Here is a 24,975-nt window from a genome sequence, read left to right on the forward strand (position 1 = left end):
AGATACAAACCTTCTGGACGGAACGACGTCTGATTTGCACGCAGCTCGGCTGAGCCCGGCGTGCCGATACAGGCGGGAATCGTGAAAAGGGGTTTGATCATGGCTATTCAGGCAACTGGTGCAGCGCTTCGCTTGGTGGAAAAAAACGACATGGACAAGGAAAAAGCTCTCGAATCGGCATTGAGCCAGATTGAACGCGCCTTTGGCAAAGGCTCAATCATGCGCCTAGGTGAACAAGGTGCTGCGGTTGAGATTGAAGCGGTCTCGACCGGGTCGCTCGGCCTCGATATTGCGTTGGGGATTGGTGGTTTGCCGCGCGGCCGCATCATCGAAATCTATGGCCCTGAAAGTTCGGGCAAGACGACGTTGGCGCTGCATTGCATTGCCGAAGCGCAGAAGAGCGGTGGCGTTTGCGCCTTTGTTGATGCCGAACATGCGCTCGACCCAGTCTATGCCCGCAAGCTAGGGGTTGATTTGGGCGATCTTCTGATCTCCCAGCCAGATACCGGTGAACAGGCCTTGGAAATCACTGACACGTTGGTGCGCTCTGGGGCGGTGGATGTGCTGGTGATCGATTCAGTGGCCGCCCTCACCCCGAAAGCTGAAATCGAAGGCGATATGGGCGACAGCCTGCCAGGCTTGCAGGCCCGCCTGATGAGTCAGGCATTGCGTAAGCTGACAGGGTCGATTTCGCGTTCGAAGACCTTGGTGATCTTCATCAACCAGATTCGCATGAAGATTGGGGTGATGTTCGGCAATCCCGAAACCACCACTGGCGGAAATGCGCTGAAATTCTATGCCTCGGTCCGCCTTGATATCCGCCGCATCGGGCAAATCAAGGACAAGGAAGATGTGGTCGGCAATGTCACCCGCGTCAAAGTGGTCAAAAACAAGGTCGCCCCACCCTTCAAACAGGTTGAATTCGATATTCTCTATGGTGAAGGTATCTCCAAACAGGGTGAATTGATTGACCTCGGTGTGAAGGCCGGGATCGTTGAGAAATCAGGATCTTGGTATTCCTATGACAGCACCCGCATCGGCCAAGGCAAGGATAATGCCCGTGCATTCTTGAAGGCCAATCCTGATGTGGCCGCCGAGATTGAACATAAGGTGCGTCAGAACGCTGGTATCCTTGCAGAAGTCCTCGCGGGCGAGCCCGGTTCGGATGATGGCGAACTCGACGATATGTAAGTCAAAAACGTCATCTGCGCCTTGTCCCCGCAGCGACTTCTTTAGCTCCTATTGAAGGGTGGGTGCCATCGCTCTCACCAATTTAATGGGGCTGATAGGTGGTGGTGAGGGTGCCCCAAAGCACCCACGCCCATTGTCCGAGTGGGGCAGTAACAACATCAGCTGCTTGGAAACATCTACACATACAAATGCGTGTCATCCCGGACGGCGTTAGCCGATCCGGGATCTCATGACGCACGAGCGCGATGAGGTCCCCGCTCTCCGCTGCGCTTCGGCAGGGATGATGCCCCAATGTCCTCCCCCGTTTACGGGGGAGGTGGCAGCGAAGCTGACGGAGGGGGCGTCAGCGGCGCTGACCTTCCAGCACACCCCCTCCACTCTGCTGCGCAGTGTCCCCCTCCCCCGCACGCGGGGGAGGAGATCAACATAACCACCGCGCTGTCATCCCGGACGGCGTTAGCCGATCCGGGATCTTGTGCCGCACATGCGCGAGGAGATCCCCGCTCTGCGCTGCGCTTCGGCAGGGATGACATGGTTTTAGAGAGCTTTTATCCAGAAGAGCTTTGGTGCCAATTATGGCCAACCAAAGTGCACCCTCAATTTTTTGCGCCATCAGATTGGTTAGGTGTCGCGCGCTCACGCGTGGGATCATTTCGGCAAGACACGGTTTGCACCAGCATAAAGCCTGATTGCATAATGTCCCATCCGTCTTGCTAAGCTCGCTTGGCAAGGCGTCAAGCCTGACAGAATTAGCCAGCTTTCCGGGCAACGACCATGTAATTCATGCTGGTATCCCGCCCCAATGACCAACGGTCCAATAAAGGGTTGTAATTTACCCCAATCGGAGCATCGAGGCTGAGATTGGCCATATCACCCAAGGCTGCTGCAATCTCCTCCGGCTTGACCAGCTTATCATAGTCATGTGTGCCAGGAGGCAGCCAGCGTAAGATGCGCTCCGCACCGATAATCGCCAGAGCCAGCGCCTTGGGGGTGCGATTAATGGTGGCGATGAACATTAAGCCGCCCGGGGCGACAAGATTTGCTGTATTTTGCAGAAATGCAGCTGCATCGGCGACATGTTCGACAACTTCCATGTTGAGAACAATGTCAAACGGCCCTTCGCCAGCCGCCAAAAGAGCCTCTGCGGTGCCATGACGATAATCAATGTCAAGGCCAACTTGGCGAGCATGAGTCATTGCCGTCTTGATATTGGGCAAGGTTGCATCTACCGCCGTCACCTGTGCGCCAAGCCGGGCCATGGGTTCGCTTAACAGCCCACCGCCGCAGCCAATATCCAGCAATTTCAAGCCTTCAAGTGGCTTACCCAATCGTGGTGCCAACCCAAAATGGGCTTCGGCCGTTTCGCGAATGAAGCGCAGACGCGTCGGGTTGAACTTGTGCAACGGACGGAATTTGCCGGTCGGGTTCCACCAGTCTTCTGCCATAGCGGCAAACTTTGCCACTTCTGCAGGGTCGATTGAGGGGGCTTGCGGTGGCAGGTCCAACGGGGCGTCTTGGGCAGCTTTTCCCATAGGCTTCAACTCAGTTTGTGACAGTTTGCAACATGCAAAAGGATTGACCAATTCATTTCATAGAGCGAAGAGCGCCCGCGTCGAGTGTCCGTCGCTGTTTGCCACTGCAAACGGGGCGATCCGTGACCGGACTAAAGCAGCTGGGATCAGATTATGGGATCGGTGGAACACAAAAATATGCCGCGTCTGGTGATGAAGTTTGGTGGCACCTCAGTCGGCGACGTCGAACGCATTCGCCGCGTGGCGCGTCTGGTCGCCGCAGAACGCCAATCAGGCCGCGGCATTGCTGTGGTGGTGTCGGCTATGTCGGGCGAGACCAATCGGCTGGTGGATTTAGCTCAGCAAGCTGGGCAAGGCCTGCCGCCAGAGCTCTTTGATGATGAGTATGATGTGGTGGTCGCCACGGGCGAACAGGTTACCACCGGCCTTTTGGCGTTGGCCTTGCGCGGCATGGGCATTCCAGCGCGGTCTTGGCAAGGCTGGCAGATCCGGGTGGCATCGAGCTCAACCCACGGCTCTGCCCGGATTTCCGACATTGATGCCGATGAGGTAGCCGCCGCCATTGATGCCGGTGAAGTGGCTGTGATCCCGGGTTTCCAAGGCGTCACTGAAGAAGACCGCATCACGACCCTGGGCCGGGGCGGGTCGGACACCTCCGCCGTAGCCGTGGCGGCCGCACTCAAGGCAGAGCGTTGCGACATCTATACCGATGTGGATGGGGTCTATACCACCGACCCGCGTCTGGTGCCCAAGGCCCAGCGGCTTGAGAAAATTTCCTACGAGGAAATGCTGGAAATGGCCTCACTTGGGGCCAAAGTACTGCAGACCCGGTCGGTCGAATTGGCCATGGCCAAGCGCGTGCCGGTGCGTGTGCTGTCGAGCTTTGTTGAACCAGGTGAGGCCAATCCTGGAACTCTGGTCTGTGATGAGGATGAGATCGTGGAAAAGCAAATCGTTTCAGGCATCGCCTATTCGCGCGATGAGGCCAAGCTGTCGCTTAAGGGCCTGCAGGATAATCCCGGTGTTGCCGCCGACATTTTCGGACGGCTGGCTGAAGCCAATATCAATGTCGATATGATTGTTCAGGCACCATCGCGGACTGAAGGTGCCGTCAACATGACTTTCACCGTGCCAGAACGGGAAGCAGATCGCGCCCTTGCCTTGATGTCAGCTGCCCAACAACAAATCGGCTTTGAACAGGTCGAGGTCAAGAAAGATGTCTCGAAAGTCTCCGTCATTGGCGTGGGCATGCGCTCTCATGTCGGCGTCGCGCGTGTGATGTTCGACGCACTTTCGCGCAAAGGCATCAATATCGAGAATATCGCCACCTCGGAGATCAAAATCTCGGTTTTGATCGACTCCTCCTATACTGAACTGGCGGTGCGTGCGCTTCACACCGCCTATGGGCTCGACGCTGCCTAGATTTTGTGCAGCTTGCGGCAGAAATTTCTGCCGCCTTGAAGGACAGCGTCGCCCATCTCTTGTATGAGGAAAGCGACTTATGGTGTGGTCCTGCGACGGCAGCGGCCACAGCGCACCGTTTCGAGGAAGTGAATGAGCCCTGTTTCTTCTGGCACTGCGGGGGGGTCACGCGTTCTGCTGCGTCGCCTGCGCGATGTCATGGTACAGGACGCCGACACCCAAACGCGCCTAGACCGGATCGTCGCCCAGATCGGCACGACGATGGTCGCCGACGTGTGCTCGATCTATTTGCGCCGGGCCGATGGATCGCTCGAATTATTTGCCACTGAAGGTCTGTCGCGCGACGCTGTGCACCGCACACGGATGAAGGCTGGCGAGGGGCTTGTGGGCTTGGTGGCGGAAGGCGTCGAGCCGATCAGTCTGGCGGATGCGCCCAAACATCGCCGCTTCTCTTATCGGCCTGAAACCGGTGAAGATCCGTTTCAATCCTTCTTGGGTGTGCCTGTTCTGCGCAGCGGCCGGGTGGTTGGGGTTCTGGTGGTGCAAAACCGCTATGCCCGTACCTATGAAGATGATGAGATTGAGGCGCTGCAGCTCATCGCCACAGTGCTTGCAGAAATCGTCTCAGTTGAAGACCTGACTGGGGCATTGTCAGAATTTCAAATCAAGCCCACAGCACCTGAAACACTGAAAGGCCGCACCTATGCACCGGGCTTGGCATCAGGTCAGGCTTTGCTGCATGACCCCGATGTCGAGCCGACGCGCTATCTCTCCGATGATCCGATTGCCGAAGAAACCAGACTGAACGAGGGGCTGGAAAAGCTGCGGTCTGGACTTGAAGCATTATTGGCAGGCGATGTGCAGACTTTAGGCGGCACGTCCTATGAGGTGTTGGAAACCTTTCACCTGTTAAGCCAAGACCGCTCTTGGGAACGTCGCCTCCGCGACGGGGTGAAAAATGGCCTGACTGCTGAAGCCTCGGTTGAGCAAGTACGTTCAGAACACCGTGCCCGCATGACCAGTGCCAAGGACGGCTATCTGCGCGACCGCCTGGCTGATCTTGAAGAACTCGACAACCGGCTCTTGCGCTATTTGTCCGGGGATGCAGGTGAGCGCAAAGACGCACCTGAGGATTCCATTCTGGTCGCCCGTGACATTGGCCCAGCAGAGCTTCTTGAATATGGCCGTGGGCGCATCAAGGCCATCTTGTTGGAAGACGGCTCACCCTCCTCGCACGCCGCGATTGTTGCCAAGGCGATGGGCGTCCCCATGATTGGCCAATTGCCCAATCTTCTCTCACGGGTCGAAGCCGGTGACACGATCATCGTGGATGCCAACGAGGCCCAAGCCTATCTGCGGCCTGATCGGATGGTGTCGGCGGCCTTGCACAGCCGATTTGAGGCCCAAAGTGCTGAGCAGCAATTATTTGCTGCCACCCGCGACTTACCCAGCCAGACCCTAGACGGTCAGACCATTCATTTGCTGCTCAATGCAGGCCTCACCATTGATCTGGAACAATTGGCCACCACCGGGGCCAGTGGTGTCGGTCTGTATCGTACCGAATTCCAATTCATGATCGCCGATTCCTTGCCCCGGCTTGATGCCCAGACCGCGCTCTACACCGAAGCGCTTGACCTCGCCGATGGTCGTCCGGTCACATTCCGCACCCTCGATCTGGGTGGAGACAAGGTTGCCGCTTACATGCCGACCGAACGGGAAGAAAACCCGGCTATGGGTTGGCGGGCGGTCCGCATGGGCCTCGATCGTCCCGGACTGTCGCGCTATCAATTGCGGGCCTTGGTTCGCGCAGCCGAAGGCCGCCTTTTGCGGGTGATGTTTCCACTGGTTGCTGAGGTGGACGAGTTTCACCGCGCCAAGGATTTGCTTGACAAGGAACTGGCGTGGGCACGGGCCAATGGACGGGCCGGGCCATCCAAAGTCCAAACTGGTGTGATGATTGAGGCCCCGTCTCTGGCGTGGGATACAGCACATATTGCCCAATATGCCGACTTCTTGTCGATCGGCACCAATGACCTCATGCAATTCTTCTTTGCTGCAGATCGGGGTACTGCCAAGGTGGCCGATCGCTATGACATCTTGTCCCGACCGGCGCTGACCTTCCTTAAGCATATTCGCGATGCGGCAGGTGACACGCCAGTGTCGATTTGCGGGGAACATGCTGGCCGTCCACTCGAAGCCATGGCCATGATCGGGCTGGGCTTCCGCCGGCTATCCATGCCTGCTGGGGGAATTGGGCCAGTCAAAAGAATGCTAATGTCCCTCAATGGGGAAGAATTCGCCAGAACTTTGGCGTGTTTGTTGCACGAGGGTGACGTAAACCTTCGCAATGCACTGAAAAACTATGCAAAAGCACACAAGGTTATAGTAAATTGACACGTGTTTGCGCTAAAGGTTTGTAAACCAATTGGCCACACAGTGGTTACCCAGTCGATACAGGATTGACGCAGATGAGCCCGGCAGAGGCCGCACGTACATTAGATGCCGCAAAAGCGCTCGGCCACGGGCGTTCGCATCTTCGACTCGTGGGGTCTGTGGATAATCCCGATGCGGATGGTCCCGGTGCCCGGCTGCAAGCAGCCCGCCGTGATCAAGAATTGTCGATCCACCAAGTTGCTGCCGCCCTCAAATTGAAGCCAGAGCAGGTGGCTGCCATTGAATCCATGCAGTTTCAAAAGCTGCCCGGTCTTGGCTATGCGCTGGGCTATGTCCGCGCGTATGGGGAGCTTCTGGGCCTGGTGGATTGCGACGGCCTGGTGAGTGAATTCCGCGATGCGTGGGAGCCAGTTCAGCGCCGCCGCGAGTCCGAGATTGTGCGCACGCCCAACCGCTTTGTTGCGCCGATTGGCGCGGTCCTTGCCCTTGGCTTATTGGCTTGGCTGGTTGTCTGGGCAAGCCTGCATGCGGTGCGCCCACAAAAGGCAGATGTGGTGGCTCCACCCGATGAAACCATCAAGGCTTGGGCGACAATCACCCCAGAAGGCCCTGCTCAGGCCACCGCCGATGTCCAACCATTGTCAACTTTGACAGCGCTTCAAGACGTGCGCGTAACGCTGCGCGGGGAAGATGGGGCGCTGGTGACAGACCGGATTTTGCGCAAGGGTGAAAGCATTTCAACCGATGGTCTGGGGCGTTGGTTTGTCTCTGCGTCCTTCGGTGGGGCACTTGAGGCCAGCGGCTATGGACAGACAATGGTCGTGGGTGAACCTGGCCTGAAAGTGGTCAATTGGCGCGCACCCGACTTTGAACAAATGGCTTTGGCAAAAGCCAAGGCCGAAGCAGAAGCCGCTGCTGCTGCCGCTGCTGCCGCCGCGGAGGCTCAACCAGCTGTGGAAGGCGTGGTTGTGGGTCCCAATACGGCCCCGACCGCCCCTGCCCTATCGGCCCCAACCAGTGGCATGAGTGCACCTGTGGCCGCAAAGGCGGCGCCAGTTGCCAAGCCGGTTCCCAAACCTGCCTCATCAGGTCCGGCCAAGCCGTCGGCCAATTCAGGTCAAACCCCAGCACCTGCAGCTCCCTAGACTTGCTGCCATCAACCGCTGTTGTTGCGGACGGCGGAGCCGATCTGGGACTTTATTTGGCAAAAATCACGAAACCTTGCCATCTCCAACGGGGCCCCTGCCCCTCTACCGGTCAGCTGGCGGCCACACAGGTGTGTGACTTTGATTTCTGCCCCAGCCATCCTATAGTCGGGTGGTGCGACGGCGGACCTTGGTCCAATGTGCAAAGCTGGAGAGGATAGCGCGTGGCGACCGGTCTGGAACATATCCGTCCTTGGCGCACGATTGTGCGCCGCAAGTCCCGTCAGATCATGGTTGGTAAGGTGGCTGTTGGCGGGGATGCACCGATCAGCGTGCAAACCATGACCAATACGCCGACGCCTGACGCGGCTGCGACGATTGACCAAATCCGCCGCTGTGAAGAGGCTGGTGCCGATATTGTGCGGGTCTCTTGCCCAGATGTGGAATCCACAGCCGCACTGAAAACCATCGTCAAGGCAGCAAAAGTGCCCATCGTTGCCGATATCCATTTTCACTATAAGCGCGCGATTGAGGCTGCCCAAGCGGGGGCGGCCTGCCTGCGCATCAATCCAGGCAATATTGGTTCGGCTGATCGGGTACGCGATGTGGTCAATGCCGCACGGGATCATGGTTGTTCGATCCGAATTGGGGTCAATGCCGGATCGCTGGAGACTGACTTGCTCGAAAAATATGGCGAACCATGTCCAGAAGCCATGGTTGAAAGTGCCCTGGACCATGCCCGCATCCTGCAAGACCTGGATTTCCATGCCTTCAAAATCTCGGTGAAGGCCTCCGACACCTTCCTAACGGTTGCCGCCTATCAGGCATTGTCGGAAGCCATCGATTGCCCCTTGCACCTGGGAGTGACCGAAGCGGGGGCTGCACGTTCAGGCACAGTGAAGTCGGCGATCGGCATTGGCTCGCTTTTGTGGGCCGGGATTGGCGATACGATCCGCGTATCGCTGTCAGCCGAACCTGAAGAGGAAGTGCGCGTCGGCTTTGATATTCTCAAAAGCCTGGGTCTGCGCACACGCGGGGTCAATATCATTGCCTGCCCGTCCTGCGCCCGTCAGGGCTTTGACGTGATCCGTACCGTCGAAGCCCTTGAACAACGATTGGCGCATGTGGCTGAGCCCATCTCGCTGTCCATTATTGGCTGTGTGGTCAATGGTCCAGGCGAAGCCCTTTACACTGATCTGGGCTTTACCGGCGGCGGCAAGGGCTCAGGCATGGTCTATATGGCCGGCAAAGCCCACCACAAGCTCTCAAACGATGAGATGATCGACCATATTGTTGAACTGGTCGAGGCCAAGGCCGATGAAATGCGTGCCGCCAAGACTGATGAGGCTCTGGTTCCCGCGTCCTGATCGCAGATAGGTCTGCACCTATCTGCGAACCAGTGAAAACCCCCTAGTACAAAGTCGCCAGCGCTTTGCCGTCATAATCCATCAGATCATCGGTGCGGCCTTCCTTGACCTTTTTGGCCCATTCTGGGTCTTGCAACAGCGCCCGACCAATGGCGACCATGTCATACTCGCCTTTCTCAAGCCGACGCACGACATCGTCCAGCGGGGCTTTTGCCGAGCCTTCACCGCGGAACGATCCGGCAAAATCACTGGACAAACCAATCGAGCCGACCGTGATGGTGGGAAGCCCGGTCACCTTCTTGGTCCAGCCAGCACAATTGAGACCCTTTTCGCCATCTACATCGGGAAATTCCGCTTCCCAGACCCGGCGCTGCGAACAGTGCAGGACATCAACCCCTGCGGCAACGATGGGGGCAAGGAAGGCCTCTAATTCCTGCGGTGTGTGAGCCAGCTTGATGGTATAATCCTGCTGCTTCCATTGCGAGAAGCGCAGAATGATCGGCACAGTGGGGCCAACAGCTTTGCGGCACTCCGCAACGATTTCGGCGGCAAAGGTTGCCCGTTGCGGCAAGGATCCGCCGTAGCGGTCGGTGCGCGCATTCATGACATCCCAGAAGAATTCATCGATCAGATACCCATGGGCACCATGGATTTCGATGGCATCAAAGCCCAGCTTGACCGCTTCAGCGGCGGCGCGGGCATAGGATTGCACCATGTCCCAAACTTCTTCTGTGGTGGGTGCTGGCAGAACAGCCTTGCCGGCATGGGTGAGGCCAGAGGGGCTGTCTGTTGGTGCTTCAGGATAATGACCGGTGCCGGGTTTGCGCATCATGCCCTGATGCCAGATTTGTGGCGCGATCTTGCCGCCTTGGGCATGCACATCCTTGGCAACTTTCGCCCAACCTTCCAAAGCATCCGCACCATGAAAGCGTGGCACATTGGCATCGTTGGATGCGCCCTTACGGTCCACAACCGTGCCTTCAGTGACAATCAACCCAACATCGGCCGCCGCGCGACGGGCGTAATAATCAGCCACATTCTGACCTGGCACGCCATTGGGGGAGAAAGATCGGGTCATCGGTGCCATGACGATCCGATTGGGAATCGTAACCCCGCGCAAAGTGATAGGCTGAAACAGGGCGGAAACGTCGGTCATGGGAACTCCTGAGCAGTGTTTTTGCTGCAAACCCAAGCTGGGCAGCGAATTTCATTCCGGCCTAATTGAAAGCCGGGGCGAGGTCTAGACTGCTAACACGCCGCCATCGCAAATCGCCTGATAGGCTGCACTGAAACGGCCCTCCCCCATTGGGGGATGCATGTCCATGCCCGCCAACAGCCGCAAGGGCGCGCGTGAGCCTTTTTTCGCGCTAACCAGCACCCGCTTGGCCGGGTCGCCCGCGCGCGGGCGGATGGGGCACACGCCAATATCGCCTGCTCGTCCGGCAAGCGCTGCTAACATGTCGGGCAGGCGGTCTGCACGATGGATCATCAAGAAGCGCCCTTTGGGACGGGCCAGAGCCAGCATGGCCTTGATCCAATCGGCTAAGGGTGCGCCCAGAATATAGGCAGCTTGACGGGACACAGCTGGATCACGGATCGCCTGATCATCGTCGAAGAATGGTGGATTGGAAAACACCAGATCAAATTGGCCGATGAGGGCTGGATCGGGGTTGAGAACATCGCCGTGCACAACATTCAATCGCCCAGGCACAGGATTGCGGGTCAGATTGGTCCGGGCCAATTCATAGGCCCCCGGATCTTTTTCGAGGCCCGTCAAGGCCAGATGAGGGTCGGCGCGCAGGGCCGCGACACTCAACAAGGCCACCCCAACCCCACATCCGACTTCCAACATAGTCGGAACCGCAACCGCCGCAGCCGCTGCCGCCAGCAAAACGGCGTCTGTACCAGCCCGATAACCGTCACTGGGTTGCTCTATGGTCAAGCCGCCTTTGAGAAATATATCCAGTGTCGTTGCAGGCATGGGATGTCCAGCATGTGTAAACTTGGTTCTGCTTGAAGAGCCAAAGCCGAAGCTGTGTCAATCCAACTGTTGCCGACCTTCTGGTTCAGCGCAGCGCATGCTTGACCCAAGGCCCCTCGAGAGGGCATGGAATAGGACAGTGATAAGGAATCCGCTGACGTGAATGTGACCACCCGCCCAGTTGATGCTGTGTCGGTTCATCCTGCCGAGGCACTTGCCGCCGTGCTGGCACAAGAACTGGCAGCGACCGAGGCTGAGATTGCGGCGCGGATGGAAAGCCCTGTCGGGCTGATTCCCGATGTTGCCCATCATTTGGTTGATGCAGGTGGCAAGCGTTTACGGCCCCTTTTGACTTTGGCGGCGGCCAGTGCCTGCGGCAAGGTCACGGAGGGGGCGATCAAATTAGCCACGGCGGTTGAGTTCATTCACACCGCAACTCTCTTGCATGATGATGTGGTCGACGGGTCATCGCTGCGCCGCGGCAAACGGGCAGCCAATCTGATCTGGGGTGACAAGGCCAGCGTTCTGGTGGGCGACTTCTTGTTTGCCCGCGCCTTCAACCTGATGGTTGAGACCGGCTCCTTGCAAGTGCTTGATATTCTGGCCAAGGCCGCCAGCACGATTGCCGAAGGTGAGGTGCTGCAATTGGCCACCACAAACCGGGGCGAAGCCAGTCGCGAGCGCTATTATCAGGTCATCGAAGCCAAGACCGCCGCTTTGTTTGCAGCTGCATGCGAGGCTGGGGCCATTACGGCCGGTGCGCCGACAGTCATGGTGGAGGGGCTTGCCCATTATGGCCAGAAGCTGGGCTTGGCGTTCCAATTGGTCGATGATGCACTCGATTATGGCGGCCTGACCCAGAGCTTGGGCAAGAATACTGGCGATGATTTCCGAGAAGGAAAGGCCACCCTGCCGCTGATCATCGCATTGGAACGTGCGCAGGGTGAAGAGCGGCTGTTCTGGCAGCGTGTGCTGGCCCGCAAGCATCAGGATGAGGATTTGGCCTTTGCCATGCAAACCATCCGGTTGCGTGGGGCGGTTGAGGCCACACTCGATGAGGCGCGCGCTCATGTCAGCGATGCGAAGGCAGCCCTTGCCTGCCTGCCCGATGGGGTGATCCCTCAATTGCTGGCCAATCTCGCCGATTATGTCGTCTCGCGGCTAAACTAGGCAGACGCAGCCAGCCTAAGCCCATAACAAGAAAAGGGGGCAGAGCTTGCGCCCTGCCCCCCAAATTGGGTCGCATGGTGAATAACGCTTACTCCGCCGGCTTCACACCCTCATGGCGGGTCTTCCACAGCGAGTAGCCGATCGCACCGCCCAACAGAACCAAGGTGGCGATCAGCGACCAATGAGGTTCCATATAGGGCACCATCTTGAGTTCTTTGGACAGACCGAAGTTCCAGATGATCTTAAAGCCGATCAAAACCAGCACCAGCGACAGGCCGTATTTCAGATACTTGAAGCGTTCGACCGCCTCAGCCAGCATGAAATACATCGAGCGCAAGCCCAGGATCGCGAAGATATTGGACGTGTAGACGATGAACGGGTCACGCGTCACCGCGAAGATGGCTGGCACGCTGTCGACAGCGAAGATGATGTCGACCAATTCCACCATCATCAAAGCAAGGAACAAAGGTGTCGCCCACAAGACCAAGCGGCCTGATCCATCGGGATGTGGCTTCTTGACGAAGAAATTATGGTTTTCAATCGTCTCAGTCACCCGCATGCGCTTCTTGACGAATTTCAGAACCGGATTGTCTTCCAGCTTCATCTCATGATCGCCACCAAATAGCATTTTCCAGCCGGTGAAGATCAAGAAGGCCGCAAAGATATAGAGCACCCAGGTGAACTCATTCACTACTGCCGAACCCAGACCAATGAAGATCGCCCGGAACACAATCGCCCCGATGATGCCCCAGAACAAAACGCGATGCTGATATTCGCGCGGGACAGCGAAGAAGGTGAAAATCATGCCGATGACGAAGATATTGTCGAAAGCGAGCGCGGTTTCCAGCAAATAGCCGGTGAAATACTGGATCACCGCTTGCTGGTTGAGATTGTCCGGGCTGTTGTAATAGCGCGGATCGGGCTCATAAACGAAATAGACATAGGCCCCGAAGGCCACAGCGAGACTGGCAAACGCCGCCCACATTTTCGCGGATTTCGAGGCAGAAACCACCCCGTCCTTATTGTTGATGACACCAAGGTCAAGCCACAACAAGAAACCGATGAAAGACAAAAAGGCGAGCCACAACCAGACTGGTTGGCCCGCATAGACGGCGGTCAGAAAAGGCAAGGCATCCATTGGCCCCGGTCCCCTAGATTTGGCTGCGTCGGCCCCGAGAACAATCAATCCGACATCACGATCAACGCCTTGATCGCCAGAGGGGCCCGGATTGCGGTATGGGCCGCATATGGGACGCTGGGCCCGGTGCGCAAGGCGTACACTGACAGAATCTTTGCCACAGCACTTCACAAGAGCGTGAAGGCAGGTGACGTCGCCCTGTTAGACTGATCACGCGCTTATGACGGCCTCTTGACCATGGCCTGCCAGAAAACGCTCTGCCTCAAGGGCTGCCATGCACCCCAAGCCAGCAGCCGTGACGGCTTGACGATAGGTTTCATCCGCCACATCGCCTGCTGCAAACACACCCGGGACATTGGTGCGCGTCGTGCCGGGTTCAACAATGATATAGCCATTGTCGCGCATGGCGAGCTTGCCGACAAACAGGTCCGTTGAGGGCTTGTGTCCAATAGCCACAAAGACACCATGGGTTGGCAGGTCAGACACGGTGCCAGTCTTGAGGTTCTTCAAACGGACGCCTGTTACGGCGCGGGGTTCGCCATCGGCAAGGATTTCTTCGACCACGCTGTCCCAGACAAGTTCGACCTTGGGATGGGCCATCAAGCGTTCCTGCAAGATCCGTTCAGCCCGCAATTCATGACGGCGGTGAACCAAGGTGACCTTGCTGGCGAAATTGGTGAGGAAGAGTGCCTCTTCCACCGCCGTATTGCCACCGCCAATCACCACAACCTCTTTGCCGCGATAGAAAAAGCCATCGCATGTCGCACAGGCAGAGACGCCAAAGCCGCATAAGCCTTGCTCCTCGGGCAGCCCCAACCATTTGGCCTGGGCACCCGTGGCAATGATCAGCGTGTCACCGGTATAGATTTGGCCACTGTCCCCAATTGCTTTGAACGGACGGCTGGAGAGATCGACCTCCATAATCCAATCTGCAATAATCTCTGTGCCGACATGTTCGGCTTGGGCACGCATTTGTTCCATCAACCAAGGGCCTTGGATCACGTCTGCAAAGCCTGGGTAGTTTTCCACTTCTGTGGTGATGGTCAGCTGGCCACCAGGTTGTGGCCCCTCGACCAAAACAGGCTGTCGCATCGCGCGCGCTGCGTAAATGGCAGCGGTATAGCCAGCGGGGCCAGAGCCAATGATCAGGACGGGGGCGTGACGGGTCTGTGACATGAAGGGCTCCTTGGAGGTCCCTATCTAGTGATTCCATCGCCCGATAAGAAGGGCAGTCTCAGCGCCGGGCCTTGAAGAAACTGCGCAACAGGGTGCTGCTGTCCTCGCCCAACACGCCTGAGGTCACGTGCGGACGCCAATGGCAGGTGTCTTGTTCAAAAAAGCGCACACCATTCTCAACAGCCCCGCCCTTGGGATCTGCAGCCCCATACACAAGGCGATTAATGCGGGCATGGCTGATCGCCCCCGCACACATGGTGCAGGGCTCTAGCGTGACATATAGGGTCAGATGTGGGGCAAGCCGGTAGTTGGCGAACTTTTCCCCGGCCCGACGCAGCGCCAAAATCTCGGCATGACCAGAAGGATCATGCAGGCCAATAGGCTCATTATGGGCAGTGGCAATCAATTCCTGGGTTTGATCATCGACCAGCACTGCCCCGATTGGAGCCTCCCCGGCAGCTGCCGCCTGACGCGCCAGATCAAGCGCCTGGGCCATCCAGGCGGCATCGCGATCAGGATCAATGACAGGAACAGGCCGCATGATGTGGTGTTAGCGGCTTTGGACCTGCAAGGCCAGATGAATATGCCCGCCACTGGTCCCCATGCGTGTCCCCTACGTCTGTCCAAAGGGCGGACCACGGGCCCCCTGCGCGCATATGTCCCCTTGCCAAAGCGGGTCAACACCAAGATTTTACTTGACGTGTGCGTAAACGTAAGCCACAGGCGACATCCTGCAGTTTCGGGAGGACAATCATGTCTGAAACGGCCGACAAGAACAGATATTGGACCATTGGCGAATTGTCGCGTGAGTTTGGGGCCACGGCTCGGGCCTTGCGCTTCTATGAAGACAAGGGATTGTTGAGCCCAGCGCGCGAGGGTCTCAACCGACATTATTCGGCTCGCGATCGGGCGCGTCTGCAGCTGATCCTGCGCGGCAAGCGCGTCGGTTTTACTCTGGCTGAAATCCGCGAAATGATCGATTTGTACGATCTGGGTGACAATCAACGCACCCAGATGCAGCGTACACGCGACAAATACCTCAAGCAGATCGAGCTGTTGAAGCGCCAGCGCGAAGATATCGTCGGCTCGATTGAAGCGCTCGAAAATGGGGTGCAATGGCTCAATGAACAATTGGCCAAAGCCCCAGCCGACATCGCAGTTGCTGGGGCGTCAGCCTATGAGGCGGTTGCCCGCGCCCGCCTTGATGGGGAGGATGCAGCCTATCTCGGCGAGAAGGCCAATTGATCATTTTCATCTGAACAACGCGCACAAACAACACGAAAAAGCCAAGGCAAGGCCTGCTCAGGGTCACACTAAACACGCAAAGCAACAAGATGGCACGCCGATACTGAGGTCCACACCCGGTTGACTATGTGCCTTTGAGGGAGACTGACATGGGCTATCAAGCACCCGTTCGCGACATGAAGTTTTTATTTGATGATGTGTTACAATTAGACCGGTTTTCCAACCTCGAAGGGTTTGCCGATGCGCCAAAAGATGTGCGCGACCAAATCCTCGAAGAAGGCGCAAAGTTCTGCGAAAATGTGCTGGCCCCGTTGAATTCGGTCGGTGACAAGCAGGGCTGCAAACTAAACCCAGACAATACAGTCACCGTGCCAGACGGCTTCACGGAAGCCTATCATGCACTGGTGGAGGCTGGTTGGCCGTTGCTGAGCGCCGACCCCGCTTATGGTGGCCAAGGCCTGCCCCATGTTGTCAACATGGCCTATAGCGAGATGACCTCGTCAGCCAATATGGCGTTTGGCATGTATCCGGGCCTGACCCATGGCTGCTATTCGGCAATCCATGAAGGCGGCACAGACGAGCAAAAGGACCTCTATCTGCCCAAGCTCGCCAGCGGGGAATGGGCCGGCACCATGAATTTGACCGAGCCACATTGTGGCACGGACTTGGGCCTCTTGCGCACCAAAGCCGTCCCCCAAGCTGACGGGACCTATAAGATTACGGGCCAAAAGATTTGGATTTCGGGTGGCGAACACTCGATGACATCCAACCACATTCATTTGGTCCTCGCCCGCATCGAAGGCGCACCCGCAGGGGTTAAGGGCATTTCGCTTTTCATCGTCCCAAAGTTCATCGTGCACGCCGATGGCAGCTTGGGTGCGCGTAACACCGTGACCTGTGTGGGCCTTGAAGAAAAAATGGGCATTCACGGCAATGCTACCTGCGTGATGCAATATGAAGAAGCCACGGGCTATTTGATTGGCGAGCCCAATAAGGGCCTGTCCATCATGTTTGTGATGATGAATGAAGCCCGCCTCGGCGTCGGGCTGCAAGGCATGGCGGTGGGTGAATCGGCCTATCAGGCGGCGCTGGCTTTCGCAAAGGACCGCCGCCAAGGCCGTAGCCTGACCGGCCCGAAGGAGCCAGATCAGCCCGCTGACAATATTCTGGTGCACCCCGACGTCCGCCGCATGTTGATGGACATCAAAGCCCATACTGAAGGCGGCCGCGCCTTCTTGTACTGGACCGCCCTTTATGGCGACTTGCTCCACAAGAGCCCGGATGAAGCTGTGCGCCAGAAGGCAGGTGATTATATGAGCCTGCTGACCCCAGTCCTCAAAGCCTATCTGACCGACAAGGGCCACAAAAATGCGTCTGACGCGTTGCAAGTCCATGGCGGCTCTGGCTTTACCGAGCATTATCAGGCCAGCCAGTTCCTGCGCGACAGCAAAATCGCCATGATTTATGAAGGAACCAATGGCGTGCAGGCGCTAGACTTGGTTGGGCGCAAGCTCGCGGCCAATGGTGGCCGGGCAATTCAGACTTTCTTTGCCGAAATTGACGCCTTCGTGGCTGAACATGAAGGTGATGAACAGCTGGCACCCTTCATTGCCGGTCTGGCTTCGGCCCGCGCGCAATTGCAAGACGCCACCATGTGGCTGATGGCCAATGGCATGAGCAATTTTGATAATGCCGGGGCTTCTAGCCATGACTATCTGCATGTGTTTGGACTGACCGGCCTTGCCTATATGTGGGCCCTGATGGCCAAGGCGGCCTTTGCCAAGGCAGGCTCTGAGCCCTTCTACGACACCAAGATCAAGACCGGCCGCTATTTCATCGACCGTATCTTACCCGAAATCGCCAGCCATTTGGCCAAGGTCAAAACCGGGGCCGCCCCAGTCATGGCACTGAGCGCTGAGGAGTTTTAAGCCCCTCCCCCGCACAGCGGGGGAGGACAGGCGCAATCAAATTTATTCTCCCCCGCAAGGCGGGGGAGGACCGGCGATAATGAAATGACGACGCTCAAGGGAGAAACACCATGACAGCCATCACCATGCCGAAAGCCGCTTGGCGCGATAGCGAAGAACTCACGATGTTTGAGGATTCCGTGCGCGGCTTCTTTGCCAAAGAAGCCCCACCCGAGGCGTGTGCAAAATGGCGGGAAAATGGCATTGTTGACCGCGAGATGTGGACCAAAGCGGGCCAAGCAGGTTTGTTGTGCGTGTCAATGCCCGAGGAATTTGGTGGTGGTGGGGGTGATTTCCGCCATGAAGCTGTCATCATGGATGTGATGGGCACCATGGGCATTGATGGCTTTGGCCTGCCTTTGCACAATGCCATCATCGCGCCTTATATCAAACATTATGGCAGCCAAGAGCAGAAGCAAAAATGGTTGCCCAAAATGGCTTCGGGTGAATTGGTTGGCGCGATTGCCATGACCGAGCCTGGTGCCGGCTCTGACTTGCAGGGAATCAAGACCACTGCGGTCAAAAGCGGCAATCACTATGTGATCAATGGCTCCAAGACCTTTATCACCAATGGTGCGACGGCCGATCTGATCATTGTCGTCGCCAAGACTGACCCAAGCCAAGGCGCAAAGGGCACAAGCCTGATCGTGGTTGAAACCAATGAGGTGGAGGGCTTCCGCCGGGGTCGCAACTTGGACAAGGTCGGCCAAGACGCACAAGATACGTCCGAGCTCTTCTTCGATGATGTGCGTGTACCAACGTCCAATCTTTTGGGGCCGGTTGAAGGCATGGGCTTCATCCAGTTGATGGAGCAATTGGCCAGTGAACGCCTGCAAATCGGTATTCAGGGCGTTGCCAGCATGGAACGCGCCCTGACCGAAACCATCGCCTATGTCAAAGAACGTAAGGCATTCGGCAAGTCGATCATGGACTTCCAAAACACCCAATTCAAACTGGCTGAGTGCAAGACCAAAGCCACCATCGCACGCACGTTCTGCGACCGCTGCATTGAGCTGTTGCTGGAAGGCAAGCTCGACCCTGCCACCGCCAGCATGGCCAAATACTGGGTTTCGGACGTTGAAAATGAAGTGATGGATGAGTGCCTGCAATTGCACGGCGGCTGGGGCTATATGAACGAAATGCCGATCGCCCGCATGTGGCGCGACAGCCGGGTCCAACGCATTTATGGCGGGGCCAATGAAGTCATGAAAGTTCTGATTGCGAGGACGCTGTGAACGATCCCCTCCACTCCGCCATTGCTGACGCGCTGGCCTTGATCGAGGCAAACCCTGAGCCAAGCGATGACAATTTGCGTGCGCTTTCGGTCCGCTTGGCCTTAGCCCATGCCGCAACCGAAGATGAAATCAATCAGCTGGCGGTGGAAAGCTTCCAGGAAACGATTGACGACATGCAGGCTGACAAGAATCCAGATCATCGCGCCTATTTGTACGAACAGATGACCACGGGACTAATGGCCTATGAAGTCCAACTTCTGGTCGACGGGGCCAAGGGATGAGCACGCACACCGCCTCCATCCTGTGGCAACGCGGCGACGCTGTCTTCTCGGACGGCAAATATGCCCGCACGCATCAGGCCAGTTTTGATGGCGGGGTGGAAATTGCGGTCACAACCGCCCTGCCCTTGCCGTCGAACACGGTGCCCGCTGCCGACCCAGAAGAAATGGTGGTGGCGGCCACAGCCAGTTGCCACATGATGTTCTTTTTGGCCTTTGCCAAACAGGCTGGCTTCATCGTCGATACGTATCGGGACACGCCCGTCGGAACCTTGGGCAAGGACGATGCAGGTGTGGAACGCTTTGTTGAGGTGGTTCTGAACCCCAAGATCAGTTGGAGTGGCGATGTGATCCCCGGTGCCGCCGACATCGACCTCTTGCACCACAAGGCCCACAAGGCCTGCTATATTGGCAATTCGCTTGCCTGCCCTGTGAGGATTGGCGCATGAGCGACCATGCCCAAACCTTCCTCGACATCGGTATGAAGCAGCCGTCGCAAAGCTCACAAACTTTGGGCTTCAAGCTGATTGAAATGGATGTGAAGGCTGGAACCGCGCGGGTTGAGTTTGCAGGCAAACCCGAATTTGCCAATCCGACAGGTTTCATTCAAGGCGGGTTTCTGTCTGCCATGCTCGATGACGTCATGGGTATGATGGCGATGCTGAAAGTCGCCCCCAAAAGCTTTGCCAGCACAATTGACCTGCATGTGCATTATCTGCGCCCGGTTCGCATCGGCAAGATCGAAGTGGCCGCCCGCATCACCAACAAGGGGCCCAGCATCATGTTCGCCGAAGCTGACCTCTATGATTGCCGGGGAAAAGTCTCGGCCAAAGCCACCTCTGCCTTGGCGATTACGCCATTGCAGATTAAATCCGACTTATAACAAAGGGAGCGCCAAATGGCCGAAGCATTCATCTATGACGCAGTACGTACCCCTCGGGGTAAGGGCCGCAACACCGGGTCCTTGCATGAAATCACCGCCTTAAGCCTGGCCACCCAGACGCTGCAGGCGATCCGCGACCGCAATGAACTGGACACCTCGAAGGTTGATGATGTCGTCCTCGGCTGCGTCAGCCCGGTTGGCGAACAGGGCAGCGACATTGCCCGCATCGCCGTGCTCAATGCCGATTATGCTGAAACCACCGCTGGCGTGCAGATCAACCGTTTCTGCGCCTCGGGACTGGAAGCCTGCAATATGGCAGCAGCCAAGGTGATCTCGGGCGAAGCTGACATGGCGATTGGCGGCGGGGTGGAAAGCATGAGCCGCGTGCCCATGGGTTCTGATGGTGGGGCTTGGGCATCTGACCCCTCCATCGCCATCAAATCCTATTTTGCGCCTCAAGGCATTGGTGCCGATACCATTGCCACCAAATATGGCTTCTCGCGCGATGATGTGGACGCCTATGCGGTTGAAAGCCAGAAGCGCGCGGCGACGGCTTGGAAAGAAGGCCGCTTTGCCAAGTCAATTGTGCCGGTCAAGGACCAGATGGGCGCGGTCATCCTCGCCCATGATGAGCATATGCGCCCTGATACCACCATGCAGAGCCTTGCCTCACTCGATCCGAGCTTTGTTGCTCAAGGCACGATGATGCCGGGATTTGATGCCATCATCCAACAGCGCTATCCTGAACTGGAAGCGATTAATCACGTCCACCATGCCGGCAATAGCTCTGGCATTGTGGATGGCGCCTCTGCTGTTCTTATTGGCAATAAGCGTATGGCCAAACCCACTGGCATTAAGCCACGCGCCAAAATCATTGCGATGGCCTCGATTGGGTCAGAGCCCTCCATCATGTTGACGGGCCCCGAGTTTGTCGCCCGTAAGGCATTGGCCAAGGCCGGTATGAAGCCAGAAGACATTGATCTTTACGAACTCAATGAAGCCTTCGCCTCGGTTGTTCTGCGCTTCATGCAAGCGCTCAACATCCCGCACGACAAGATCAATGTGTGCGGCGGGGCGATCGCCATGGGTCACCCCTTGGGTGCTACCGGCGGCATGATCCTCGGTACCGTCCTCGACGAGCTTGAGCGGAGCGGCAAGGAAACCGCGCTGATCACGCTGTGCGTGGGTGCTGGCATGGGTACAGCCACCATCATCCAGCGGGTCTAAGGCCCCTTTTTGCCACATGCGGGCAGGCTTTGCCCGCGCCTTGGCCCGACGCCGACCAGATTGGCGCGGCCATGATTTGCGAATTCTGGAGATCGTTACATGGAAAACTTCAAGACCAACCTCGATGCAGATGGCGTGTTGCACATCGCCTTCGATGTTCCTGGCAAAACAATGAACACCATCACCGCCGGGGTGATGAAGGAAATGGGCGAACTTGTCGCCGAGATCAAAAGCAATGAGGCCATTAAGGGTGCCGTGCTGTTTTCGGGCAAGGACAATGGTTTCTGCGCCGGTGCCGACTTGGGCGAAATCGGCAGTGGCAGCATGGATGCAGATCAGAAATTGTCTGAGGATGACAAGCTGAAGCAAGCCTTTGAACGCGGCTTCAGCCTGAACCGCTCGCTGCGCGCGCTTGAAACCTGCGGCAAGCCCGTGGCCTGTGCGCTGGAAGGCTTGGCGTTGGGCGGTGGCCTCGAAATCGCTTTGGCCTGCCACTATCGGGTCGCGGCCGACAATCCAAAGATCCAATTCGGTCTGCCCGAAGCAAAAGTTGGCCTGCTGCCTGGTGCAGGCGGGACACAGCGCCTGCCGCGTCTGATTGGGGTGATGAATGCCATGCCACATTTGTTGCAAGGCACCAGCATGAACCCACAAGAAGCCTTGAAGAAAGGTGTTGTCGGGGCCGTTGTGCCCGCAGGTGAAACCGTTGCCGCAGCCAAGGCCTGGGTATTGGCCAATCCGAATGCTGTCGCCCCGTGGGATGTAAAAGGCTATCGGGTCAAGGACGGCCCCTATACCCCTGGCGGTGGCATGACATTTGTCGGCGGCAATGCCATGCTGTCGAAGACCACTTACAGCAATTACCCCGCCCAAAAGGCAATCATGAGTGCGGTGTTTGAAGGCGTGCAAGTGCCGATGGATGCCGCTCTGCGCATCGAGACACGCTATTTCTTGAAGAATATGGCCAGCCCTTCGGCCAAGGCCATGGTGCGCTCGCTCTTCTTATCGACCCAAGCCCTCGCCAAGGGTGCAAACCGTCCTCAGGGCTTTGACAAGTTCGAGGTCAAGAAAGTCGCTGTCTTGGGTGCGGGCATGATGGGTGCAGGCATTGCCTATGTGCAGGCCATGGCGGGCATTGAATCCGTTCTGATCGATCAGAGCCAGGAATCGGCCGAAAAGGGCAAGGATTATTCCAAGAAGCTGCTCGACAAAGCCGTCTCGCGTGGGAAAATGACGCAAGACAAGGCCGATAAGGTTCTGGCATTGATCACACCGACCACCGATTATGCCCATGTGAAGAAGTCTGATCTGGTTATCGAAGCGGTGTTTGAAAACCGCGAGATCAAGGCCGATGTGACCCAGAAGGCCGAAGCGATGCTGGGCCCCAAGGCCGTGTTCGGCTCCAACACCTCGACTTTGCCAATCACGGGTCTGGCGACTGCCTCGAAGCGACCCAAGAATTTCATCGGCATCCACTTCTTTAGCCCTGTCGACAAAATGGGTCTGGTGGAAATCATCATGGGCAAGAAAACCAGCCAGGAAACCTTGGCCAAGGCGGTCGATTATGTCCTGAAGATCAAAAAGACTCCGATCGTCGTCAATGACAGCCGCGGCTTCTATACCAGCCGTTGCTTTGGCACCTATGTGCAAGAAGGCCAGGAAATGCTGGCCGAAGGCATCAAACCGGCCATTATCGAAAATGTCGGCCGCATGACCGGTATGCCCGTGCCCCCCTTGGCCATGGCTGATGAAGTTGCACTCGATCTGGCCTATAAGGTTGCTCAGCAAACCAAAAAGGATTTGGGCAATAAATGGGTGGCCACGCCGTCTCAATTGATCATTGAAGAAATGGTCGAAGGCCTTGGCCGCTATGGCCGCAAGAACAAAAAAGGCTTCTATGATTATAAGGAAGACGGCACCAAGGCGATCTGGCCTGGCTTGACCTCGGTCGTGCCAACCAAAGTGCATGAAGCCGACCCTGCCATGGTGAAGGAATATAAGAACCGCCTCCTCTATCGTCAGGCCTTGGAAACCGCGCGTTGCTTTGAAGAGGGCGTCATCACCGACCCACGCGACGCCGACATCGGCTCCATCCTCGGCTGGGGCTTTGCCCCTTACACGGGCGGCACAGTCAGCTTTATGGACGGTATTGGCATCGCCAATTTCGTTGCCGAAGCCGAGCGCCTCGCCAAGAAATATGGCCCCCGCTTCAAGCCCAACAAGCTTTTGAAGGACATGGCCAAAAAGGGTGAAACCTTCTATGGCCGCTTCGGTGGCGAGGCCGCGAAGAAGGCAGCTTAAGCGGCTTTCGTCTGCTCACGATTGCACGAAGGGCCACCCCACGGGTGGCCCTTTTTGTTTTGCCTAGAGCCAAAGACTACGTTAAGGAAGCTGCTTTGAAGAGAGTTTGAGTTCTTGCGCAATTGGTCGGAAAGATAGCGGTCATGCGAAGCTACTTGATTGGTGTGGTCTTCCTCGCTGCAAGCCTTACGTCCTGCTCTGGCGAGTCCGCCCACGTCACAGCCACCCCGGAATACACACTTGACCTGTGCGCTTGGAAGCCAGGGTACCAATCAACAAGATATTTTGACCCTGGCATTTTGACACCGGTCATTGCCGATATTCAAGAGAGCCTGAAGTCTAACGTCTCTCGCGTACAAAAAGCGCCGCCGGCATCCGTCGGGCCTTGGAAACAACATGTGGACAAATCGCTCACTGTTGCTCGGGATGCTGGTATGGATCTGGGTTATTATGCCGACGTGAGAAAGATCGGTCTCGCTGACCTTTCGGGAATAGAAATAGCCCCTCAATCCCAAATTTCGGTCAGGCTTGTTATTGGCAGCCCTGAGCTGAATCGTGAAACCAGCAGGGATTGGTTGAATATCTTTGACGAGTTGAACCAACCATCGTTGTACGCACTGTCGCAAACGAGCATGAGTACCATAGAGGGTACGTGGCGCTTCCATCAAGAAAAAGAGGTTTCGCCTACATTTGGAGGTCTACGTCCGTACATAATGTCTCCCGAGCATCTTTGGAGGTGCATGGTTGCACAGGAAGGACAGAATATCATGGCAGGATATTGGGTGTCCTGCGATTTGTTCTACCCACATTTGCAGACATTTGCGCAAGTCGGGTTCGAGCGACCACTCCTATGCCATACGCCTGAGATCGCCTCCAAAGTTGACGCCCTGATCCAGAAAATTGCCTCAGATTAACCAAAGCGGACGGACCATGGTGACAATCAGATTGCGGGGCTAGCACTGCGGCAATTTTGTTGTAATTATCTTAGATTGTTTTTCGCGATTTAATAGGACAACCAAGATGCGAGTGTTCTCCAGTTCTCAAGCCCAAGCAAACCTCTCGGAGCTCATCAGTCATGCTATTGCGGGGCAAGACGTAGCGATTTCTCGTGATGGCATAGCAGTGGCGAAAATCATTCCCCTTGAGCCGCCCAAAGAAAAACTCGACTTCGAAGCCATGCGCGCGCTCACCAGCAAAATGAAGCTCTATCCGGGTAGTTTCGTTGAGGACATGCGAGCAAAGGGCGAACTCTGACGCCCCCACTGAAATCAACGCACATAGAGGCGTGACAGGCACACGGCTCCGGCTTATGTCAAAGTCAAC

General features: G+C 56.9%; 22 protein-coding genes. 16 read left to right on the forward strand and 6 right to left on the reverse strand.

The features are described 5' to 3' along the window. Positions 1 to 99 precede the first annotated feature (99 nt). Positions 100 to 1,191 (forward strand): recombinase RecA, encoded by a 1,092-nt coding sequence (gene recA, locus PbB2_RS05905; RefSeq protein WP_108984395.1) that lies wholly within the window; start codon positions 100 to 102, stop codon positions 1,189 to 1,191. A gap of 749 nt (positions 1,192 to 1,940) precedes the next feature. Here the strand turns inward: recA and ubiG are convergent. Continuing rightward, a complete protein-coding gene (gene ubiG / locus PbB2_RS05910) occupies positions 1,941 to 2,723 on the reverse strand; it encodes a bifunctional 2-polyprenyl-6-hydroxyphenol methylase/3-demethylubiquinol 3-O-methyltransferase UbiG (protein WP_108984396.1) in 783 nt (260 codons plus the stop codon). A gap of 177 nt (positions 2,724 to 2,900) precedes the next feature. Here ubiG and PbB2_RS05915 point away from each other — a divergent pair, with 177 nt between their 5' ends. From PbB2_RS05915 to ispG, 4 genes are all read left to right on the forward strand, one after another. Then, positions 2,901 to 4,145 (forward strand): aspartate kinase, encoded by a 1,245-nt coding sequence (locus PbB2_RS05915; protein WP_108984397.1) that lies wholly within the window; start codon positions 2,901 to 2,903, stop codon positions 4,143 to 4,145. Between the two features lie 132 nt (positions 4,146 to 4,277). Further along, on the forward strand, positions 4,278 to 6,539 hold the full coding sequence (gene ptsP, locus PbB2_RS05920) for a phosphoenolpyruvate--protein phosphotransferase (RefSeq protein WP_108984398.1): 2,262 nt from the start codon (positions 4,278 to 4,280) through the stop codon (positions 6,537 to 6,539). Between the two features lie 74 nt (positions 6,540 to 6,613). Beyond that, on the forward strand, positions 6,614 to 7,684 hold the full coding sequence (locus tag PbB2_RS05925; RefSeq protein WP_108984399.1) for a helix-turn-helix domain-containing protein: 1,071 nt from the start codon (positions 6,614 to 6,616) through the stop codon (positions 7,682 to 7,684). A gap of 224 nt (positions 7,685 to 7,908) precedes the next feature. After that, positions 7,909 to 9,051, forward strand: a complete 1,143-nt coding sequence (gene ispG / locus PbB2_RS05930) for a flavodoxin-dependent (E)-4-hydroxy-3-methylbut-2-enyl-diphosphate synthase (protein ID WP_108984400.1) — start codon at positions 7,909 to 7,911, stop codon at positions 9,049 to 9,051. Positions 9,052 to 9,094: 43 nt separating this feature from the next. Here the strand turns inward: ispG and PbB2_RS05935 are convergent, their stop codons facing one another. After that, positions 9,095 to 10,207 carry an NADH:flavin oxidoreductase gene (locus PbB2_RS05935; protein ID WP_108984401.1) on the reverse strand — a complete coding sequence of 371 codons (1,113 nt, stop codon included), beginning with the start codon at positions 10,205 to 10,207 and terminating at the stop codon, positions 9,095 to 9,097. Positions 10,208 to 10,291: 84 nt separating this feature from the next. Next, the gene (locus tag PbB2_RS05940; RefSeq protein WP_108984402.1) at positions 10,292 to 11,032 is read right to left on the reverse strand and encodes a tRNA1(Val) (adenine(37)-N6)-methyltransferase; all 741 of its coding nucleotides are present in this window, start codon (positions 11,030 to 11,032) and stop codon (positions 10,292 to 10,294) included. A 159-nt stretch (positions 11,033 to 11,191) separates the two neighbouring features. On the opposite strand from PbB2_RS05940, the gene PbB2_RS05945 reads away from it, so the two are divergent. Further along, positions 11,192 to 12,202 carry a polyprenyl synthetase family protein gene (locus tag PbB2_RS05945; RefSeq protein WP_238164881.1) on the forward strand — a complete coding sequence of 337 codons (1,011 nt, stop codon included), beginning with the start codon at positions 11,192 to 11,194 and terminating at the stop codon, positions 12,200 to 12,202. A gap of 88 nt (positions 12,203 to 12,290) precedes the next feature. Here PbB2_RS05945 and PbB2_RS05950 read toward each other — a convergent pair whose 3' ends face one another. The 3 genes from PbB2_RS05950 to tadA all read right to left on the reverse strand — a co-directional run bounded on the left by PbB2_RS05950 (position 12,291) and on the right by tadA (position 15,057). Continuing rightward, entirely contained in the window at positions 12,291 to 13,340 is a 1,050-nt protein-coding gene (locus PbB2_RS05950) for a TerC family protein (protein ID WP_108984403.1), read from the reverse strand. 210 nt (positions 13,341 to 13,550) lie between these two features. Continuing rightward, positions 13,551 to 14,516, reverse strand: a complete 966-nt coding sequence (trxB, locus tag PbB2_RS05955; RefSeq protein WP_108984404.1) for a thioredoxin-disulfide reductase — start codon at positions 14,514 to 14,516, stop codon at positions 13,551 to 13,553. 58 nt (positions 14,517 to 14,574) lie between these two features. Then, positions 14,575 to 15,057 carry a tRNA adenosine(34) deaminase TadA gene (tadA, locus tag PbB2_RS05960; RefSeq protein WP_238164882.1) on the reverse strand — a complete coding sequence of 161 codons (483 nt, stop codon included), beginning with the start codon at positions 15,055 to 15,057 and terminating at the stop codon, positions 14,575 to 14,577. A gap of 212 nt (positions 15,058 to 15,269) precedes the next feature. Between tadA and PbB2_RS05965 the strand changes: the two genes are divergently transcribed. From PbB2_RS05965 to PbB2_RS06010, 10 genes are all read left to right on the forward strand, one after another. Continuing rightward, positions 15,270 to 15,761 carry a MerR family transcriptional regulator gene (locus tag PbB2_RS05965; protein WP_108984405.1) on the forward strand — a complete coding sequence of 164 codons (492 nt, stop codon included), beginning with the start codon at positions 15,270 to 15,272 and terminating at the stop codon, positions 15,759 to 15,761. A 149-nt stretch (positions 15,762 to 15,910) separates the two neighbouring features. Then, positions 15,911 to 17,689, forward strand: coding sequence for an acyl-CoA dehydrogenase C-terminal domain-containing protein (locus PbB2_RS05970; RefSeq protein ID WP_085338944.1), 1,779 nt, complete (start codon positions 15,911 to 15,913; stop codon positions 17,687 to 17,689). A 110-nt stretch (positions 17,690 to 17,799) separates the two neighbouring features. Further along, the gene (locus tag PbB2_RS05975; protein ID WP_085338943.1) at positions 17,800 to 18,963 is read left to right on the forward strand and encodes an acyl-CoA dehydrogenase family protein; all 1,164 of its coding nucleotides are present in this window, start codon (positions 17,800 to 17,802) and stop codon (positions 18,961 to 18,963) included. Then, the gene (locus PbB2_RS05980; protein ID WP_108984406.1) at positions 18,960 to 19,244 is read left to right on the forward strand and encodes a hypothetical protein; all 285 of its coding nucleotides are present in this window, start codon (positions 18,960 to 18,962) and stop codon (positions 19,242 to 19,244) included. The genes PbB2_RS05975 and PbB2_RS05980 overlap by 4 nt, the downstream gene beginning before the upstream one ends. Continuing rightward, positions 19,241 to 19,690, forward strand: coding sequence for an OsmC family protein (locus tag PbB2_RS05985; RefSeq protein ID WP_108984407.1), 450 nt, complete (start codon positions 19,241 to 19,243; stop codon positions 19,688 to 19,690). The genes PbB2_RS05980 and PbB2_RS05985 overlap by 4 nt, the downstream gene beginning before the upstream one ends. Beyond that, positions 19,687 to 20,124, forward strand: coding sequence for a PaaI family thioesterase (locus PbB2_RS05990; protein ID WP_108984408.1), 438 nt, complete (start codon positions 19,687 to 19,689; stop codon positions 20,122 to 20,124). The genes PbB2_RS05985 and PbB2_RS05990 overlap by 4 nt, the downstream gene beginning before the upstream one ends. A gap of 15 nt (positions 20,125 to 20,139) precedes the next feature. Further along, on the forward strand, positions 20,140 to 21,351 hold the full coding sequence (locus PbB2_RS05995; RefSeq protein WP_108984409.1) for an acetyl-CoA C-acetyltransferase: 1,212 nt from the start codon (positions 20,140 to 20,142) through the stop codon (positions 21,349 to 21,351). Between the two features lie 99 nt (positions 21,352 to 21,450). Beyond that, on the forward strand, positions 21,451 to 23,652 hold the full coding sequence (locus PbB2_RS06000) for a 3-hydroxyacyl-CoA dehydrogenase NAD-binding domain-containing protein (RefSeq protein WP_108984410.1): 2,202 nt from the start codon (positions 21,451 to 21,453) through the stop codon (positions 23,650 to 23,652). A 143-nt stretch (positions 23,653 to 23,795) separates the two neighbouring features. Further along, positions 23,796 to 24,566, forward strand: a complete 771-nt coding sequence (locus PbB2_RS06005) for a hypothetical protein (protein WP_108984411.1) — start codon at positions 23,796 to 23,798, stop codon at positions 24,564 to 24,566. Between the two features lie 106 nt (positions 24,567 to 24,672). Further along, positions 24,673 to 24,906: a type II toxin-antitoxin system Phd/YefM family antitoxin gene (locus PbB2_RS06010; RefSeq protein ID WP_108984412.1), complete on the forward strand. Its 234-nt coding sequence runs from the start codon at positions 24,673 to 24,675 to the stop codon at positions 24,904 to 24,906. Positions 24,907 to 24,975 lie beyond the last annotated feature (69 nt).

Source organism: Candidatus Phycosocius bacilliformis (assembly GCF_003112735.1).
GTDB lineage: Bacteria > Pseudomonadota > Alphaproteobacteria > Caulobacterales > Aquidulcibacteraceae > Aquidulcibacter > Aquidulcibacter bacilliformis.

Excerpts from the sequence above, each read along its gene's own strand:
- recA (WP_108984395.1), top strand. The coding sequence starts at position 100 with ATGGCTATTCAGGCAACTGGTGCAGCGCTTCGCTTGGTGGAAAAAAAC.
- ubiG (WP_108984396.1), bottom strand. The coding sequence starts at position 2,723 with ATGGGAAAAGCTGCCCAAGACGCCCCGTTGGACCTGCCACCGCAAGCC.
- PbB2_RS05915 (WP_108984397.1), top strand. The coding sequence starts at position 2,901 with ATGCCGCGTCTGGTGATGAAGTTTGGTGGCACCTCAGTCGGCGACGTC.
- ptsP (WP_108984398.1), top strand. The coding sequence starts at position 4,278 with ATGAGCCCTGTTTCTTCTGGCACTGCGGGGGGGTCACGCGTTCTGCTG.
- PbB2_RS05925 (WP_108984399.1), top strand. The coding sequence starts at position 6,614 with ATGAGCCCGGCAGAGGCCGCACGTACATTAGATGCCGCAAAAGCGCTC.
- PbB2_RS05935 (WP_108984401.1), bottom strand. The coding sequence starts at position 10,207 with ATGACCGACGTTTCCGCCCTGTTTCAGCCTATCACTTTGCGCGGGGTT.
- PbB2_RS05940 (WP_108984402.1), bottom strand. The coding sequence starts at position 11,032 with ATGCCTGCAACGACACTGGATATATTTCTCAAAGGCGGCTTGACCATA.
- PbB2_RS05950 (WP_108984403.1), bottom strand. The coding sequence starts at position 13,340 with ATGGATGCCTTGCCTTTTCTGACCGCCGTCTATGCGGGCCAACCAGTC.
- trxB (WP_108984404.1), bottom strand. The coding sequence starts at position 14,516 with ATGTCACAGACCCGTCACGCCCCCGTCCTGATCATTGGCTCTGGCCCC.
- tadA (WP_238164882.1), bottom strand. The coding sequence starts at position 15,057 with ATGCGGCCTGTTCCTGTCATTGATCCTGATCGCGATGCCGCCTGGATG.
- PbB2_RS05965 (WP_108984405.1), top strand. The coding sequence starts at position 15,270 with ATGTCTGAAACGGCCGACAAGAACAGATATTGGACCATTGGCGAATTG.
- PbB2_RS05970 (WP_085338944.1), top strand. The coding sequence starts at position 15,911 with ATGGGCTATCAAGCACCCGTTCGCGACATGAAGTTTTTATTTGATGAT.
- PbB2_RS05975 (WP_085338943.1), top strand. The coding sequence starts at position 17,800 with ATGACAGCCATCACCATGCCGAAAGCCGCTTGGCGCGATAGCGAAGAA.
- PbB2_RS05985 (WP_108984407.1), top strand. The coding sequence starts at position 19,241 with ATGAGCACGCACACCGCCTCCATCCTGTGGCAACGCGGCGACGCTGTC.
- PbB2_RS05990 (WP_108984408.1), top strand. The coding sequence starts at position 19,687 with ATGAGCGACCATGCCCAAACCTTCCTCGACATCGGTATGAAGCAGCCG.
- PbB2_RS05995 (WP_108984409.1), top strand. The coding sequence starts at position 20,140 with ATGGCCGAAGCATTCATCTATGACGCAGTACGTACCCCTCGGGGTAAG.
- PbB2_RS06000 (WP_108984410.1), top strand. The coding sequence starts at position 21,451 with ATGGAAAACTTCAAGACCAACCTCGATGCAGATGGCGTGTTGCACATC.
- PbB2_RS06005 (WP_108984411.1), top strand. The coding sequence starts at position 23,796 with ATGCGAAGCTACTTGATTGGTGTGGTCTTCCTCGCTGCAAGCCTTACG.
- PbB2_RS06010 (WP_108984412.1), top strand. The coding sequence starts at position 24,673 with ATGCGAGTGTTCTCCAGTTCTCAAGCCCAAGCAAACCTCTCGGAGCTC.